Annotated in this window: 15 protein-coding genes; 4 read left to right on the plus strand and 11 right to left on the minus strand. The window is 61.4% G+C overall.

Annotated elements, in window-relative coordinates; genetic code table 11:
- The first annotated feature begins 6 nt into the window (after positions 1 to 6).
- The gene (locus BMY91_RS20000; RefSeq protein WP_090825127.1) at positions 7 to 1,095 is read left to right on the plus strand and encodes a PDDEXK nuclease domain-containing protein; all 1,089 of its coding nucleotides are present in this window, start codon (positions 7 to 9) and stop codon (positions 1,093 to 1,095) included.
- Between the two features lie 12 nt (positions 1,096 to 1,107).
- Here BMY91_RS20000 and BMY91_RS20005 read toward each other — a convergent pair whose 3' ends face one another.
- Positions 1,108 to 2,097 (minus strand): dienelactone hydrolase family protein, encoded by a 990-nt coding sequence (locus BMY91_RS20005; RefSeq protein WP_090825128.1) that lies wholly within the window; start codon positions 2,095 to 2,097, stop codon positions 1,108 to 1,110.
- Between the two features lie 404 nt (positions 2,098 to 2,501).
- On the opposite strand from BMY91_RS20005, the gene BMY91_RS20010 reads away from it, so the two are divergent.
- A complete protein-coding gene (locus tag BMY91_RS20010) occupies positions 2,502 to 3,833 on the plus strand; it encodes an HNH endonuclease (protein WP_371261067.1) in 1,332 nt (443 codons plus the stop codon).
- An 84-nt stretch (positions 3,834 to 3,917) separates the two neighbouring features.
- Here the strand turns inward: BMY91_RS20010 and nrdF are convergent, their stop codons facing one another.
- The 4 genes from nrdF to nrdH form a co-directional block, all read right to left on the minus strand.
- Complete coding sequence (nrdF, locus tag BMY91_RS20015; protein WP_090825132.1) at positions 3,918 to 4,892, minus strand: class 1b ribonucleoside-diphosphate reductase subunit beta; 975 nt, start codon at positions 4,890 to 4,892, stop codon at positions 3,918 to 3,920.
- A 121-nt stretch (positions 4,893 to 5,013) separates the two neighbouring features.
- Positions 5,014 to 7,155: a class 1b ribonucleoside-diphosphate reductase subunit alpha gene (nrdE, locus tag BMY91_RS20020; RefSeq protein WP_256212852.1), complete on the minus strand. Its 2,142-nt coding sequence runs from the start codon at positions 7,153 to 7,155 to the stop codon at positions 5,014 to 5,016.
- Positions 7,156 to 7,166: 11 nt separating this feature from the next.
- Positions 7,167 to 7,637: a class Ib ribonucleoside-diphosphate reductase assembly flavoprotein NrdI gene (gene nrdI / locus BMY91_RS20025; RefSeq protein WP_090825134.1), complete on the minus strand. Its 471-nt coding sequence runs from the start codon at positions 7,635 to 7,637 to the stop codon at positions 7,167 to 7,169.
- Positions 7,638 to 7,700: 63 nt separating this feature from the next.
- Positions 7,701 to 7,943 carry a glutaredoxin-like protein NrdH gene (gene nrdH, locus BMY91_RS20030; protein WP_011775022.1) on the minus strand — a complete coding sequence of 81 codons (243 nt, stop codon included), beginning with the start codon at positions 7,941 to 7,943 and terminating at the stop codon, positions 7,701 to 7,703.
- 396 nt (positions 7,944 to 8,339) lie between these two features.
- Here nrdH and BMY91_RS20035 point away from each other — a divergent pair, with 396 nt between their 5' ends.
- Together BMY91_RS20035 and BMY91_RS20040 are read left to right on the plus strand one after the other, a co-directional pair.
- A complete protein-coding gene (locus BMY91_RS20035; RefSeq protein ID WP_090825136.1) occupies positions 8,340 to 9,305 on the plus strand; it encodes a LysR family transcriptional regulator in 966 nt (321 codons plus the stop codon).
- Between the two features lie 50 nt (positions 9,306 to 9,355).
- The gene (locus tag BMY91_RS20040) at positions 9,356 to 9,862 is read left to right on the plus strand and encodes a DUF2004 domain-containing protein (RefSeq protein WP_090825138.1); all 507 of its coding nucleotides are present in this window, start codon (positions 9,356 to 9,358) and stop codon (positions 9,860 to 9,862) included.
- 94 nt (positions 9,863 to 9,956) lie between these two features.
- On the opposite strand, the gene BMY91_RS20045 is transcribed toward BMY91_RS20040, so the two are convergent.
- From BMY91_RS20045 to BMY91_RS20070, 6 genes are read right to left on the minus strand one after another with little or no spacing between them, the layout of a single operon-like run.
- Positions 9,957 to 10,658 (minus strand): hypothetical protein, encoded by a 702-nt coding sequence (locus BMY91_RS20045; protein WP_090825139.1) that lies wholly within the window; start codon positions 10,656 to 10,658, stop codon positions 9,957 to 9,959.
- On the minus strand, positions 10,655 to 11,653 hold the full coding sequence (locus tag BMY91_RS20050; protein WP_256212846.1) for a vWA domain-containing protein: 999 nt from the start codon (positions 11,651 to 11,653) through the stop codon (positions 10,655 to 10,657). Before BMY91_RS20050 ends, BMY91_RS20045 begins: the two co-directional genes overlap by 4 nt.
- Complete coding sequence (locus BMY91_RS20055) at positions 11,650 to 12,642, minus strand: vWA domain-containing protein (protein ID WP_090825143.1); 993 nt, start codon at positions 12,640 to 12,642, stop codon at positions 11,650 to 11,652. Before BMY91_RS20055 ends, BMY91_RS20050 begins: the two co-directional genes overlap by 4 nt.
- The gene (locus tag BMY91_RS20060) at positions 12,633 to 13,094 is read right to left on the minus strand and encodes a hypothetical protein (RefSeq protein WP_090825145.1); all 462 of its coding nucleotides are present in this window, start codon (positions 13,092 to 13,094) and stop codon (positions 12,633 to 12,635) included. The genes BMY91_RS20055 and BMY91_RS20060 overlap by 10 nt, the downstream gene beginning before the upstream one ends.
- Complete coding sequence (locus BMY91_RS20065; RefSeq protein ID WP_090825147.1) at positions 13,084 to 14,010, minus strand: DUF58 domain-containing protein; 927 nt, start codon at positions 14,008 to 14,010, stop codon at positions 13,084 to 13,086. Before BMY91_RS20065 ends, BMY91_RS20060 begins: the two co-directional genes overlap by 11 nt.
- 11 nt (positions 14,011 to 14,021) lie before the next feature.
- Positions 14,022 to 15,029, minus strand: a complete 1,008-nt coding sequence (locus BMY91_RS20070) for an AAA family ATPase (protein WP_090825149.1) — start codon at positions 15,027 to 15,029, stop codon at positions 14,022 to 14,024.
- Positions 15,030 to 15,067: the final 38 nt, after the last annotated feature.

The following is a 15,067-nucleotide window of genomic DNA, read 5'->3' on the forward strand; positions in this document are numbered from 1 at the left end:
AGACACATGCCGTCCCAAGAGCTCGCCACCGAGGCCACGTTTCCGGAGGTTCCTGCTGCCTCTTCCATGCCCCACTGGTATCCCGCACTGCTCAACACGGTGACGCAGGAGGTGCGCGCAGGCAGGACCCGCGCGATGGCTTCCGCCAACAGCGAGGTCCTGAACTCTTACTGGAGCATTGGCAGGCAGTTGGCAGAACGGGAATCCGAGCAGGGCTGGGGAGCCAAAGTGGTGACGCGGTTGTCGGCCGACATCCGCACTCGATTCCCTGAAGCGAAAGGTTTCTCCCCCAGAAACCTGCGGTACATGAAGAGCTTCGCGCAGGCGTGGCCGGACTTTCCACTGTTGCAAGAACCGCTTGCAACATTGCCTTGGTACCACCAGATCGCCCTGCTGGAAAAGCTCGACGACGCCGCCACGCGGCTTTGGTACGCAGCGGCAGCTGCCCAACATGGCTGGTCGCGCAACGTGCTGACCCACCAGATCTCGACCCGCTTGCACGAGCGCTCCGGGCAGGCCATCACCAACTTCAAAGCCACCATGGTGCCGGCTGATTCCGACCTCGCGCAGCGGGCCACCAAGGATCCGTATGTCTTTGATTTCCTTGCCATGTCTGATCGGCACACCGAACGGGACTTGGAGCTGCAATTGGTCAAGCATGTTGAAAAGTTCCTTCTGGAGCTGGGGCAGGGCTTTGCTTTCGTCGGTGAGCAGGTTCGGCTGGAAATTGCCGGCGACGAGTTCTTTGCAGACCTGCTCTTCTACCACTTGAAGTTGCGCTGCTACATGGTGATCGAACTCAAGGCAGTGAAGTTCGAGCCAGGGTTCCTAGGACAGTTGGGCATGTACATGGCAGCCGTGGACGACCTCATGGCGCATCCCGACGACAAGCCCACCATTGGTTTGTTGCTCTGCAAAGAAAAGAACAGCGTGGTGGCTGAGTACGCACTGCGTGGTTTCAATGCTCCCGTGGGCATCGCTGAGTGGCGGACCTCGCTGGCGGACTCGCTGCCGGATGAGTTGGTGGCGAGCCTGCCGAGTATCGAGACGTTGGAGGCCGAGTTGGCGAGCGAGGCGGCGCGGTTGCAGGGATGATCTCTGGTTGGGTTAAACGTTGTCCTTGAACCACATCAGTGTGTCGTTCCACGCAGCTGTTGCCTGTGCCTGGACGTAGCGTTCCCCGGTGTCATTGTGGAACGCGTGGTCAACGCCCGGGTAGACCTTGAGCTCATGCTTGACCGTTGAAGCGTCCAGGGCTTCCTGCAGCTGTGGCATCGCGCCGGTGATCCGTGCGTCCTTCTCTGCGTAGACGCCAAACACTGCGGGCTTGATGGTGGGCACCTTGGCCAGATCCGGCGCAGGACCGTAGAAGGCCGATGTCGCCTTGAGCCCTGCGATCTCGGTGGATGCCTGCCAGGTGATGCCGCCACCGAAGCAGAACCCGATCATGGCAATGCGGCCTGATTCGACGAAATCCTGGCTAGTGAGGTAGCCGAAAGCGGCTTTGAAGTCGTTAACGTGCCGTTGCGCGCCTGCCTGTGTGAGTGCACCCGGGACGGCATCCGGGTCCATGTTCGCCGTACCGCCTTCCCTGCTCAGCAGATCCAATGCCAGCGCCGCGTAGCCTTCCTTGGCGAAGCGTCTGGCAACGTCCTGGATATGTGGAGTGAGGCCTCTGTTCTCATGGCAGATCAGAACCGCAGGGCCCTTTTGAGTTCCCTCCGGCCGGGCAAGGTAGCCACTGATCTCAGTCCCGCCCGAGGTGAATGTCACTGTGGCAGTTGTCAGCCCGGCAGCACCCTCCGGAACAGACAATGGGCTCTTCGCATTGGGAACTGCCGTTGTGGCATTCCCAGGCGCCGCAGTTCCTTGCGAGGCCGCGGAGGACGTGGGCGACGGCGTGGGCATCGGATCCGTGGTTCGGGGAACCTCCTCCGGCGTGCAGCCCACCAACGTCATGGCGGCCGCAGCTGCCGTCATGCTGCCCATGATGAACGCTACCCGCCTGGTGAAGGTCTTATGCGACATGTCCCCCGACCGGTAATCGTCATAGAACTCTTCGATCAAGTACTTTTCGAACTTCTCCAGCTGGACCATGGTGAACCTCCCGACGATGTGGAATATCCTCCCCTGATGTGAAGACGCGGACAAGGGTGGGATGGTTCAGCGACCCACCCCGATGGCTCGTGCCCCGGACTATGGGCACCCCTTGTTGTTTGACGGGATACGGGCTTCCGGACCCCGGCAAGCCTGGAAATGCATGCGCTAATAATGTCGGTGCCTGCTGGCAGAGTGTGAGCATGGAGAAGATGAGGGAACACAAAGCGGGTGCGGCGCCAGCTGCTGCGCTGGTCCGTGCGCCGTCGCCTTCCCTAGTTTCACCCCGCGTTTCCAGCACGGCTTCAGGCACTGTGTCAGCCGTGGCGCCTGTGGTTGATGCTCCTCCTTCGCCCCGCACCGTCAGCGCTGATCTGATCAATCAACTGCGGGCCTTGGAGGACATGAAGTCCGCCATTACCGGCCTTCAGGCGCGGATAGCTGTGGCCTTCGACCTCGCGCAACGGCAGGAACGCGCTGCGGCGGGTGTGCCTGTGTCTGAGCGCGGCCAGGGGGTGGGCGCTCAGCTGGCGTTGGCGCGAAAAACAACCCGGGAATCCCCGAACCGGGGCTCCCGACTGTTGGGATTGGCGAAAGCCCTGGTGGTGGAGATGCCCCGCACCCTGGCCGCCCTGGAATCAGGCCAGCTCAACGAATGGCGCGCCACGCTGCTGGTGAAAGAGACAGCGTGCCTGTCTGTGGAGGACCGGTGCGCGGTGGATGACGAGCTCGCCCCCGACACCGGAACATTCGACGGCAAAGGCGACCGGTCCATCATCGCCGCCGTGAAAGCCGCCGCGTACCGGCGTGACCCACGCTCCGTCGCGCAGCGGGCGAGCCATGCCGCGAGCGAACGCACGGTCAGTCTGCGCCCGGCACCGGACACCATGACCTACCTCACCGCACTGCTGCCCGTCGCCCAAGGCGTCGCCGCATACGCTGCGCTCACCCGCTCCGCCGACACCGCCCGCTCCACCGGCGATCCCCGCACCCGTGGGCAGGTCATGGCCGACACCCTCATCGAACGCACCACCGGCACACCCGGCGGGATCTCGGGCGTTGAACTCCACCTTGTCATGACCGACCGCACCCTCTTCCAAGGCGACAGTGAACCAGCCCGCCTCAAAGGCTACGGAATCGTCCCCGCCGAATGGGCCAGAACACTGATCTGCACCACCAACCAGACCCCAAACAGGCAGGAGCGTGCGGGAGTGCAGGAACCAAGGCTGGGGTTTCAAGCCACGGGTGCGCAGGAACCAAGGCTGGGGCTTCAAGCCACGGGTGCGCAGGATGATGAGTTCACCGTGTGGCTGCGTCGGCTTTACACAGCACCCGGAACGGGCGAGCTCCTGAGCATGGACTCCAAAGCCCGGCTCTTCCCACCACGACTCAGACGCTTCATTGAATCCCGGGACGATACCTGCCGCACCCCGTACTGCGACGCGCCCATCCGCCACATCGACCACGTGGTTCCCTGGCACGCAGGGGGCGCCACCACTCTGGCCAACGGAGCCGGCCTCTGCGAAGCCTGCAACCACACCAAAGAAAACCCCGGCTGGACCACCACAACGAAGACCATGCCCGGTGGCAGGCACACCCTCCACATCCGCACACCCACCGGCCACAGCTACCTATCCCAAGCCCCACCTTTGCCGGGCAGCTTCTATGCGGAACGACTCATACCCGAACCACCACCCGCCCTCAGCCAAGGAGTGCCACGTAGTCACAGCCCTTGAGGCCTGGCCTTCATGCCTAAGAACGTGCCCTTAAACAGAAAGGCGGGCAGCGATTGCTCGCTGCCCGCCTTCAAGAAGACGCGTTTAGAACTCCCAGTCCTCGTCCTCCGTGTTGACAGCCTTGCCAATCACGTAGGAGGAGCCCGAGCCAGAGAAGAAGTCGTGGTTCTCGTCAGCGTTCGGGGACAGGGCTGACAAGATAGCCGGGTTCACGTCGGTGACAGAAGCCGGGAACATGGCCTCGTAGCCCAGGTTCATGAGTGCCTTGTTGGCGTTGTAGTGCAGGAACTTCTTGACGTCCTCGGCCAGGCCGACTCCGTCGTAAAGGTCGTGCGTGTACTGGACTTCGTTCTCATACAGCTCGAAGAGCAGCTCGAACGTGTAGTCCTTGATTTCCTGCTTGCGGGCCTCGGAAACCTTCTCCAAGCCCTTCTGGAACTTGTAGCCGATGTAGTAACCGTGCACGGCCTCGTCACGAATGATCAGGCGGATAAGGTCGGCCGTGTTCGTGAGCTTGGCGCGCGAGGACCAATACATGGGCAGGTAGAAGCCCGAGTAGAACAGGAAGCTCTCCAGCAACGTGGAGGCAACCTTGCGCTTCAGGGGATCGTCACCCTGGTAGTAATCCATGACGATCTGAGCCTTCTTCTGCAGGTTCTCGTTCTCGAGCGACCAGCGGAAAGCGTCGTCAATCTCCTTGGTGGAGCACAGGGTGGAGAAGATGGAGGAGTAGGACTTGGCGTGCACGGACTCCATGAAGGCGATGTTGGTGTACACAGCTTCTTCGTGCGGGGTGATCGCATCCGGGATCAGCGAAACAGCGCCGACCGTGCCCTGGATCGTGTCCAAGAGAGTGAGGCCGGTGAAGACGCGCATGGTGAGCTGCTGCTCATCCGGCGTCAGCGTGTGCCACGACTGGACGTCGTTGGACAGCGGCACCTTCTCCGGAAGCCAGAAGTTGTTGACCAGTCGGTTCCAGACTTCCACGTCCTTGTCGTCCTGGATCTTGTTCCAGTTGATGGCCTCGACGTGGCTAAGCAGCTTGACCTTTTCGGTCATTTCATCCCCTTTAGCGTTGGGTTCTTAAGGTAAGCGTACGACGGCGGGTGGTGACCCGCCGTCGTGCTTTTCAGTTGTGAGCGCGGCAGCTGCCGCTAATTTTTCAACCTGGGAAGGTTGATCAGAGCATGCAGCTGACGCAGCCCTCAACTTCGGTCCCTTCCAGCGCGAGCTGGCGGAGACGGATGTAGTAGAGAGTCTTGATGCCCTTGCGCCATGCGTAGATCTGCGCCTTGTTGATGTCACGCGTTGTGGCGGTGTCCTTGAAGAACAGTGTCAGGGACAGGCCCTGGTCCACGTGCTGCGTGGCCGCGGCGTAGGTGTCGATGATCTTCTCGTAGCCGATTTCGTAGGCATCCTGGTAGTACTCCAGGTTGTCGTTGGTCAGGTACGGAGCCGGGTAGTAGACGCGGCCGATCTTGCCTTCCTTGCGGATTTCGATCTTGGCGGCCACCGGGTGGATCGACGAGGTGGAGTTGTTGATGTAACTGATGGAACCGGTAGGCGGCACGGCCTGCAGGTTCTGGTTGTAAATGCCGTGCTCCATGACGGAGGCCTTCAGCTCGCGCCAGTCATCCTGGGTGGGGATGTGGTGGCCGGCGAAAAGCTCCTGAACGCGTTCCGTTGCCGGAGCCCATTCCTGCTCGGTGTACTTATCGAAGAACTCGCCGCTGGCGTAGGTGGACTTCTCGAAGCCGCCGAACTTCTGGCCGGTCTCAATGGCCAACCGGTTGGAAGCGCGCAGAGCGTGGAACAGCACCGTGTAGAAGTAAATGTTGGTGAAGTCCAGGCCCTCTTCGGAACCGTAGTGAACGTGCTCACGGGCAAGGTAGCCGTGAAGGTTCATCTGGCCAAGGCCGATCGCGTGGCTCTGGGCATTGCCCTGGGCGATGGACGGCACAGAGTTGATGTAGGACATGTCGGACACAGCGCTAAGGGCACGAATGGACGTCTCGATCGAGAGACCGAAGTCCGGCGAATCCATGGTCTTGGCGATGTTCATGGAACCGAGGTTGCAGGAGATGTCCTTGCCCACGGTCTCGTAGCTGAGGTCTTCGGCGTAAATGGACGGCGAGGAAACCTGGAGGATCTCCGAGCACAGGTTGCTCATGGTGATCTTGCCGTCGATCGGGTTGGCCCGGTTCACGGTGTCCTCGAACATGATGTACGGGTAGCCGGACTCGAACTGGATCTCTGCGAGGGTCTGGAAGAACTCGCGGGCACTGATCTTGGTCTTCTTGATCCGGGAATCGTCAACCATCTCGTAGTACTTCTCGGTCACCGAAATGTCGGAGAACGGAACACCGTAGACCTTCTCGACGTCATACGGGGAGAAGAGGTACATGTCCTCGTTCTTCTTGGCGAGCTCGAACGTGATGTCCGGAACCACAACGCCCAAGGAGAGGGTCTTGATGCGGATCTTCTCGTCGGCGTTTTCACGCTTGGTGTCCAGGAAGCGGTGGATGTCCGGGTGGTGGGCGTGCAGGTACACGGCGCCTGCGCCCTGGCGGGCACCGAGCTGGTTTGCGTAGGAGAAGCTGTCTTCGAGGAGCTTCATCACGGGGATGACGCCGGAGGACTGGTTTTCAATCTGCTTGATCGGAGCGCCGTGCTCACGGATGTTGGTGAGCGAAAGCGCAACACCGCCGCCACGCTTGGAGAGCTGGAGCGCGGAGTTGATGGCGCGGGCGATCGACTCCATGTTGTCTTCGATGCGCAGCAGGAAGCAGGAGACGAGCTCGCCGCGCTGGGCTTTGCCGGCGTTGAGGAACGTGGGAGTGGCCGGCTGGAAGCGGCCATCGATGATTTCATCAACGAGACGGTTAGCCAGTTCCTCGTTGCCGCGGGCCAGGTGCAGGGCAACCATGCACACGCGGTCCTCGTAGCGCTCCAGGAAGCGCTTGCCATCGAACGTCTTCAGTGTGTAGGACGTGTAGAACTTGAACGCACCGAGGAAGGTCTCAAAGCGGAACTTCTTCTTGTACGCGCGGTTGAAGAGGTCCCGGATGAAGTTCATCGTGTACTGGTCGAGAGTTTCGCGCTCGTAGTACTGGTTCTTCACCAGGTAATCGAGCTTCTCTTCAAGGTCGTGGAAGAACACGGTGTTGTTGTTCACGTGCTGCAGGAAGTACTGGTGAGCAGCTTCGCGATCGGCTTCGAACTGGATTTCACCGTTCGGGCCGTAGAGGTTCAGCATGGCGTTGAGTTCGTGATAGCCCAAGCCCTTGTAAGCCTCAGGCAGTGGCTTCTTGGCCGTGTCCACAGCGCTCCCGGTTACTTCTGTTTCTGCGACAGTTGTGTCCAAAACTTTTCCAGCCCTTCGTTGACCCGTTGGACGTCTTCTGGCGTCCCCATGAGTTCAAATTTGTAAAGATGCGGCACCTTGCACTTAACGGAAATGATGTCCCCCGCCGCGCAGTAGTTGTCCGCGAAATTAGTGTTCCCTGCCCCGATAACACCCCGGATCAGTTCCCTGTTCCCGGGATTGTTCAAAAACCTGATGACCTGCTTCGGCACCGAGCCTTCACCGTTTGTTCCGCCATACGTAGGCAGGACGAGGACGAAGGGTTCAAGGGCCTGAAGCGGGGCTTCCTGGGCATAGAGCGGAATGCGCGCTGCGTCCAGGCCCAGTTTCTGGACGAATCGTTTAGTGTTCTCGGATGTCGAGGAAAAGTAGATGAGGTGACTCCTCGTGGTGACAGCTTCCGTCACATCGCGTGCGGTTGCCGCTGCCAGCGGTGCCATGGGAGTCACCTCAACTACATAGGAATTCTTGGTGTGCTGTGGTGGCGAAGTTTGAGTGAAAACTTAGGCCACGGAGGAAACGGCCTGGGCCAGTTCCTCGATCTTGTCCGGGCGGAAACCAGACCAGTGGTCCTGCTCGGTCACAACAACCGGAGCCTGCATGTAACCCAATGCCTTGAGACGCTCGAGGGCCTCGGCATCCTGGGAGATGTCGACACTCTGGTAGGCAATGCCCTTCTTGTCGAGTGCCCGGTAAGTTGCGTTGCACTGAACACAGGCCGGCTTCGTGTAAACCGTTACGGTCATGATCCCTGTCCCCTTAGTTGAAGTCTGTCGCTCTTCGTATCTGGCGGGCTCAACCGGAACTAACTACTGAATCCGATACCGGCCCGCGGGCTGCCGTGACAGCCAACACGCTCTGATTTTGTCTTGGGCTGGTTTCCCGCTCAATCCGTAAATCGATACTACATGTAGTGCAAGCGTCGAACTGGAACCCCAAGATGATGTATTACAAGTATGTCATTCAATCCACCGCTCGTCCACAGGCAAGGGCCTTCAAAATGTCCGTGATTCCGCCAAATTGAGAGAGGTCATCCACACCCTGTGGACTACTTAGCCACATTTAATCTTCAGCGTGTCGCACGGATACGGCGTGTCGTGACACTTTGAAAATGTGGCGTGGCGAACAGCTAAAATCTGCTGATGGTCAACCTCCTCCACCTCCGGACCCTGCTGGAGGTAACCCGGCTGGGTTCCTTCGCAGCCGCCGCCACCCAATTGGGCTACACAGCCTCGGCAGTCTCCCAACAGATGGCTGCGCTGGAACGTGATACCGGCGTCGAGCTGTTCCAGCGGTCAGCGCGCAGCGTTGTCCCCACAGAAGCCGCCCTGACCATGACACGGCACGCATCGAAGGTTCTCACGGACGTCGAGGCCCTGCTGGCCGCGGCCTCCAGGACGAACGATTCCCCCGCCCAGGAACTCCGGTTGGGCATCTTTCCCAGCCTGGCCACGTATGTACTCCCGGACATCCTCCGGAATGAGCGATGGAACGGCTTGGGTATTGAGCTGAAAGTGTCAGTGGCCGAGCCCGCCCAAACCATCCAGGGGCTTCGGAGCGGAGGTGAACTGGATGTGGCGCTCGTTTACCAGGTGGGCCAGTCCGGCTTGGCCTGGCCTCACTCTTTGGAGCGCCAGTGGATCGGCGACGACGATTTCAGGGTTGTCCTGCCGGCATCGTGGAAGATCCGTGAGGATGCCGAGATTGAGGCTGCCCATCTTTCGGACATGCCCTGGATTGTCCACCACCCCGGGACCAGTGACGCCCTGGTGATCGAACGCCTGTTCGCCAGCTGCAATCTGCACCCACGTGTTGTTGCTTACAGTGATGACTTCCATGCGAGTCTGGAAATGACTGCAGCCGGCCTTGGCGCCTCGCTGGTACCGGAACTCGCGCTCCGGAACCGGCCGCCCGGCGTCGTGGTTCTTGACGTTCCGGATATCCGGCTGGCACGCAATGTGTTTGCTCTGCTCATCAATGAAAAGCGCACCGCACAGGTCCAGCTGTTCACCCAGATGCTCGCTGACACCCTCCGTGACACGTCCGGCAGGAGCGGCCTTCATCCCCTGAAAACCGCGCCTGTCAAGGGTCCGCAACGGCGCAGGTGAAATATCCGCAAGTGCTGGAACCCGCCGGTTGATGGGGTTAGATTGATCACATGGGCAAGGTAGCGAGCAAACATTTTGGGGAGATCGAGCTCAACCACGGGCGGGAACACTGCTTTGTCGCCAGGCACGAACTCGGCGGCAACCAGCTTGAATTGGACCTCAACGTCGCCGCTCACGACCACTTCGACGAGGCCGCACTGCGCAAGGTTGATTATCGCTTGCGTTTCCTCCCCGAACTCGTGGACCAGGTCAGGGAAATGATCGCCGACGAGCTGGACCAGGACGGCACCAACCCTCAGCAGTTCCTCCACTTTCATTGTTCCCAGCTTAAGGAAGAGCAGCTTGAATCTGTCTTCGGCGTCCGCGATAAAGGACAGCTCACCAACGACGTCTTCCTGAAGGCACTCAAACTCGGCCATGTCGCCATCTACCCCGGACAACCGGAGCGTTACTTTGTGCTGGACTTCACGCTCGGCTCCCACTTCACGGACGAACTGCTGGTGGTGGCTGCTGACGAGGACGGCGTGGTGGATGACGAGATTCTCTGGGAGTCGTAATAGCACTTAAACGCCGACGGCGGCCGGTCACCTTTCGGATGGCCGGCCGCCGTCGTTGTGCCTGGCTTGCGTAGCGGCTTCTTCGCCGAATGGTTCACCAGGGCTTATCAATGCCGGGTCCATTGTCCGGGGTCCGCAGGTACTCTCCCCGCTGTTGGCCCTCGTTGCGTTCCTGCTGGGCCTGCTGAGCGCTCTCCTCCAGTTGCTTCAGCTGCTGTTGCTGGGGCGCGGAGGGAGTCTCCGGAGAAGGCTGCTGCGCATCGCTTTGTTGCTTGTCCTTTTCGGTGATTTTGGCTTCGAGGCGCTTGGCAGCCGAGTCAAGGGCAGCACCCTCCCCCGTTTGGTTCGCCGGGCCGGCTTCGTGGCAGCGGCCCGGAGCTGCTCCGGCTGCGCTGAGGGCTTCCCGGAACAACCGGGCAGCAGCTGCATCGGCCGCTGCATCCCCCAGCTTCTCGATGCTCAGCACCAGGTTAACGCGCACCTTGCACTCATCATCTCCGGCTCCTGCCCGCAGGGAAGCTTCGAAGTCCTCACGGGCAGCCGCAAAGTCCCCGCCGAGAACGTGCGCGTCGCCGGACGCGAACAGTGCTTTATGGGGTTCAAGGACGTTCGCAACGCCGAGCCAAGCTGCTGCCCGGCCCACCCCGTCACTCTGACCGGTGGCGAAGGACTCAGCAGCTGCGCCACCCAGCACACCAACACTCAGCAGCTTCGCGGCAACGGCGAGCGCGATCAGCGCGGCAGGCGCGGACCACAGCGCCAGCCGGTGCCGCCGTCGGGCTTTGTTGTGGGTCATGCGGAGGGCTCCTTCTGCTGTGCACTTCGCAGGTTCAGGAGCGCGCCGAGGTGCCGCAGCGGCTCATTCAGGGCAATGAGGAAGGCGGCGAGCGCAAGCAGCCAATAGAGTTCCACTCGTCCGGGCCCGTCCCCGTTCGCCACCAATGCACCCGGTTGCGCCTTGCCAAGCATGTCTGAGGTGGGCGCGGTACCCGTTCTATGGGAATAAGGAACCTTCAGTTGCTCTGCGATGCTGCGTAGCTGTGCTTCGTCAGCCTTGGAGACAGCGTCGCGCGGGGTGTCTGACGTTTTGTCCCTGACGTATCCTGCGTCGGCGTCTGTTGTTTCCTTCATTCGCCCGCCTTCGGCTGTCCCATATCCGAGCACCGCTCCCCCGGCGACGTTGGATGCATCCATCGGCGCCGGCGCGTCCGCACTGGTGTTCTCGCCGTCTCCTGCATAAAACACCAGTGCCGGACGTCCCGGGTGTTCCTTGTGGGCGGCGGCGATCTTTTCCTTCAGGAGCTGGGAGGCTCCTGACACGCTGCTGCCCTTGGCATACCGGGTGTTTTGTGGTTGGAGCGTTGTCATGGCGGTTTGCAGCGCGGTGGCGTCCCCGGTGAGGGGCATGCGAACGCTTGCTTTGCTGTCAAAGGTGATCAGGGCGAACTTCGCTCCGGCAAGTTCCTTGGCGACAGCCATGACGTCCTTCCGAACGCCGGACAGCCGGGTTTCAGCACCGTTGTAATCCTCCGCGGCCATGCTGGTACTGGTGTCCACCACAAAATACACGTCCATGTCGGCGGCCGCGGTTTGGCTGTGGCCACCCGGCAAGCCGGGACGCAGGGCAGCGAGAAGAAGAAGTACGACGGCGGCACACCGGAACGCGGTATTCCGCGCCGGACGGTGGTAAGGGGTTCCGCGTGTGGTCGCCACTGCCCACCCCGTAAACGCCAACACGCACACGAAGGCGAGGGCAATCACAGGCCACGGCAGGATTGGTGCGAATGTCACGGTTCCAGCCGCCATCCGAGGACCAGGAGTCCGGCGCCTGCCACGAATGCGATTCCAAGCGGCAAGGCGGGCGCATCGGCCACCACTGCCTGGGGCGCTGCGGTGTAGCTGGTGGCCTCCGTCTCCTGCACCTTGTGGACGATGCCCGGCACGGCGTCCGGGCTGTCCAGGGTGAAATACGTGCCACCCGTGTGTTCGGTGGCGGCTCTGAGTTGGGTGCCGGGCTGATCGGGCTGGTCTCCGTAGTCCATGTCCGCCGGGTTGAGGGCGTGGACCTTCACGTTCTTGGCGGCGGCCAGCGTGGCTGCCTCCTCCAGGGTGAAGATGGGTTCCCCGGACAGGAAGTTGTCCGTGGCCAGGACCACGGAGCGGGAGCGCTTGGAGTCCCCCGGTATAGCGGCCGAACCTTCGGTGTCCGGGAAGCTCTGCACACACGTGGCCAGTCCGTCGCCGATGAGGGAAGAGCCATCGCCGTTCCACGTCCCGTCAAAGAATGATCCGGCTCCGTCGTCCAGGGCTTCCGTGGCTTGCTTGAGTTGCTCTGCCGCGTAGTCGTAGTCATCAGTGAGGGGGAAGAGTTGCACGCTGCTGCTGTCGAAAATGACCATGCCGATTCTTTCGCCGTCGAATTCCTTGGCGAGTTTCTGGAACACACCGGCGATCGCTGCGTCTGTGCTGGTCATGGAGCCGGAGACATCCAGACACAGCACGATGTCCCTGTTACGGATTTCGGGCTGTTCCGTGCTGCGCTGGGCGGGCCTGGCTGCTGCGGTGGCGGTGGCCGCCAGGAACACCGCTCCCAGGACGACGGCGAGCGCCAGCCGTGCCCGGTGCCGGCGCAAGGCTCTTTGGTACTCCGGAAGGTCCGTGAGTCGCCCACCGTGTGCAATGGCCCTGTTCCGCGGCGGACGACGGCGGCGGGACAGCCATGCGGCGATCGCCACTGCCGTGGCGGCAAGCGGAAGGATCCACCAGTAGCTCAGTTCCATTCCAGCACCACCTGGCGTGCTGTCTCTGCCGAGCGGCGCACGGACTGGATGGGTACTGGGGCGAACTCGTTGGGATAGATTGCCGCGATTCCCGTCGCGAGGTGATCAAGACCGTGGTGACGCAGTTCCTCCAGCGTCATGGAGGTGACCGGCAGGCCGGTGGCTGCGGCGGCGAAGTTCCGCACGAGGAAGCTGAGTCTCTGGTGGGCGGCCCGCCCGGGGAGCCGGCCGGCGTCGACGTCCTCAAGGGTGGCCTCAATGTGGGTGAGGCACGCCGTCTGCAGTGCGTTCAAGTCCAGCATTGTTGTTCTGTGGTTGACTGGCGCTTTCTTTCCGGTCGGCCACAAGAGCCAGAGGTACCAAACCACCATAAGCACCACGAGCATCAACCCGAGCCACAACCAGTGCTGTTGATAGTGCAGTGGCGCGTAAAAGCCGGCGTCATCCTGCATTGGCACCATCCTTGCCGGAGCTCCTGGCAGACATTGCGCCCGAGCGGTGTTTCTCAAGAAGGGCAAAGACGGCCGTCAGAACATCTTCGCTGCCGGTGGTTTGTTCCTCGGCAATCCCCACGGTGCGGAAGATGTTCCTGCGGCTTTCATCCCTGTCCAGCATTGCGGCGGCGTAAGCGGCCCGCACCGTGGCGTCCATCGCGAGTGGCATCGGAATCCCCTGCCCCGTCCCGACGTCGAAGCTGTCCTGCGCCTTCTCCGCGTCCTCCGGAGCAAGATCTGCGTCCCGGATGGTGAGCCAGAGAACTTCGTGACGCGCACTGAGTCGACGCATCAGGCTCACGGTTCGGGTATCGGGCAGGAACTCGTCGGCCACGGCGACAATGAGGAGCCGCCCCTTCAGGTATCTCAGGACGTAGTCGAGCTGCTCTGCGATGTTGCTGGCACCGGTGCAAGGGGCGTTGGCGTCCACTTCCCGGAGCAGCCGCTCCAGATGCTCTTCCCCATTGCGGGGCGGGATGTACTTGGATCCCGCCGCGTCTCCATGCAGCAGGCCGACGTCGTCGCCGTGACGGCTGGCGAGATATCCCAGGACGCCGGCCGCATGGACGGCTACGTCCTTCTTGGGCTCCCCGGACAGCGATCGTGCGGCGAGGTTCCGTCCGGTATCCATCATCAGCAGGACTGAATGCCTGCGAACCGCTACATAGCGCTTAACCAACGGTGAGCCGTGACGTGCCGTGGCTTTCCAATCGATATCCCTGACTTCATCGCCGGGGACATAGGCGCGCAGTTCGTCAAAGTCCAGGCTGCGGCCCTTGAAGACTGAGCCGTACTCACCGTCAAGGAGGGAAAGAGTCCTGCGGTGGGCGAAGATGAACATCTTCGACTTGATGCGTCGGAGAAGACTGGGCACGTGCAGCTCCGCTACGGAGTCTGCACGGATGACAGCACGGCATCGATGACTGTTTCCACTGCAATGCCTTCCACCACAGCGTCGAACCCAAGAATGACGCGGTGGCGCAGGATGCGATGCGCCAGGTTCTTGACGTCCTCGGGAATCACATGGTCCCTCCCACTGATGAGCGCCAGCGCCCTGGCAGCCTGGCTGAAGGCGATGCTCGCGCGCGGGCTGGCTCCGAACTCTACGAGGTTGGCGAGGCGGGGCTCCAAGTACTGGGAGGCATTGCGGGTGACGTAGGCCAGGCCCACGATGTACCTCACAATGGCAGGATCGATGTAGACGCGCCGCACCAATTCCTGGACCTGGACCACAGCGTCAAGGGAGGCAGCAGCCGGGGGCTTCTGCTCGGAGCTGTATACACCGGCATCGATACGCCGGATGACTTCTGCCTCCTCAGCCGGGCTCGGATAATCCAAGACGTCTTTAAGCATGAAGCGGTCCATCTGCGCTTCGGGCAGGCGATAGGTCCCCTCCTGCTCGATGGGATTCTGGGTTGCCAGCACCAGGAACGGTTTTGGCAAGGGGTAGGACTCGCCGCCTATGGACGTCTGCCGTTCCTGCATGGCTTCAAGCATGGCGCTCTGCGTCTTGGCACTGGAGCGGTTGATCTCGTCCAACAGGACAATGTTGGCGTGCACCGGGCCCAACTGAGTGACGAAGGTCCCTTTGGCTGCGTCGAAAATCTGGGTTCCGGCGATGTCGCTGGGCAGCAGGTCCGGCGTGCATTGGATCCTGCGGAACTCGGCACTGACGGACTCCGCTATGGCCTGCGCCGCTGTGGTTTTGGCCAGTCCAGGAACACTCTCCAGCAGGACATGGCCACCAGTCAGAAGACCGATCACCAGGGTCTCCCGCAACCTGGCCTGGCCCACCACCTTGTTCTCGAAACTGCGGACAATGCTGCCCACGAGTTGCTGCGCACGGGCCATGTCCGGTGCGTCGATGCCGGCCGTGGCTGTGGTCTGGTGCACTCGTGGTCTCCTCGCTGGCGTATGCGTATCGCAGCAGG

The sequence above is a fragment of the Arthrobacter sp. yr096 genome (assembly GCF_900108925.1).
Classification (GTDB): domain Bacteria; phylum Actinomycetota; class Actinomycetes; order Actinomycetales; family Micrococcaceae; genus Arthrobacter.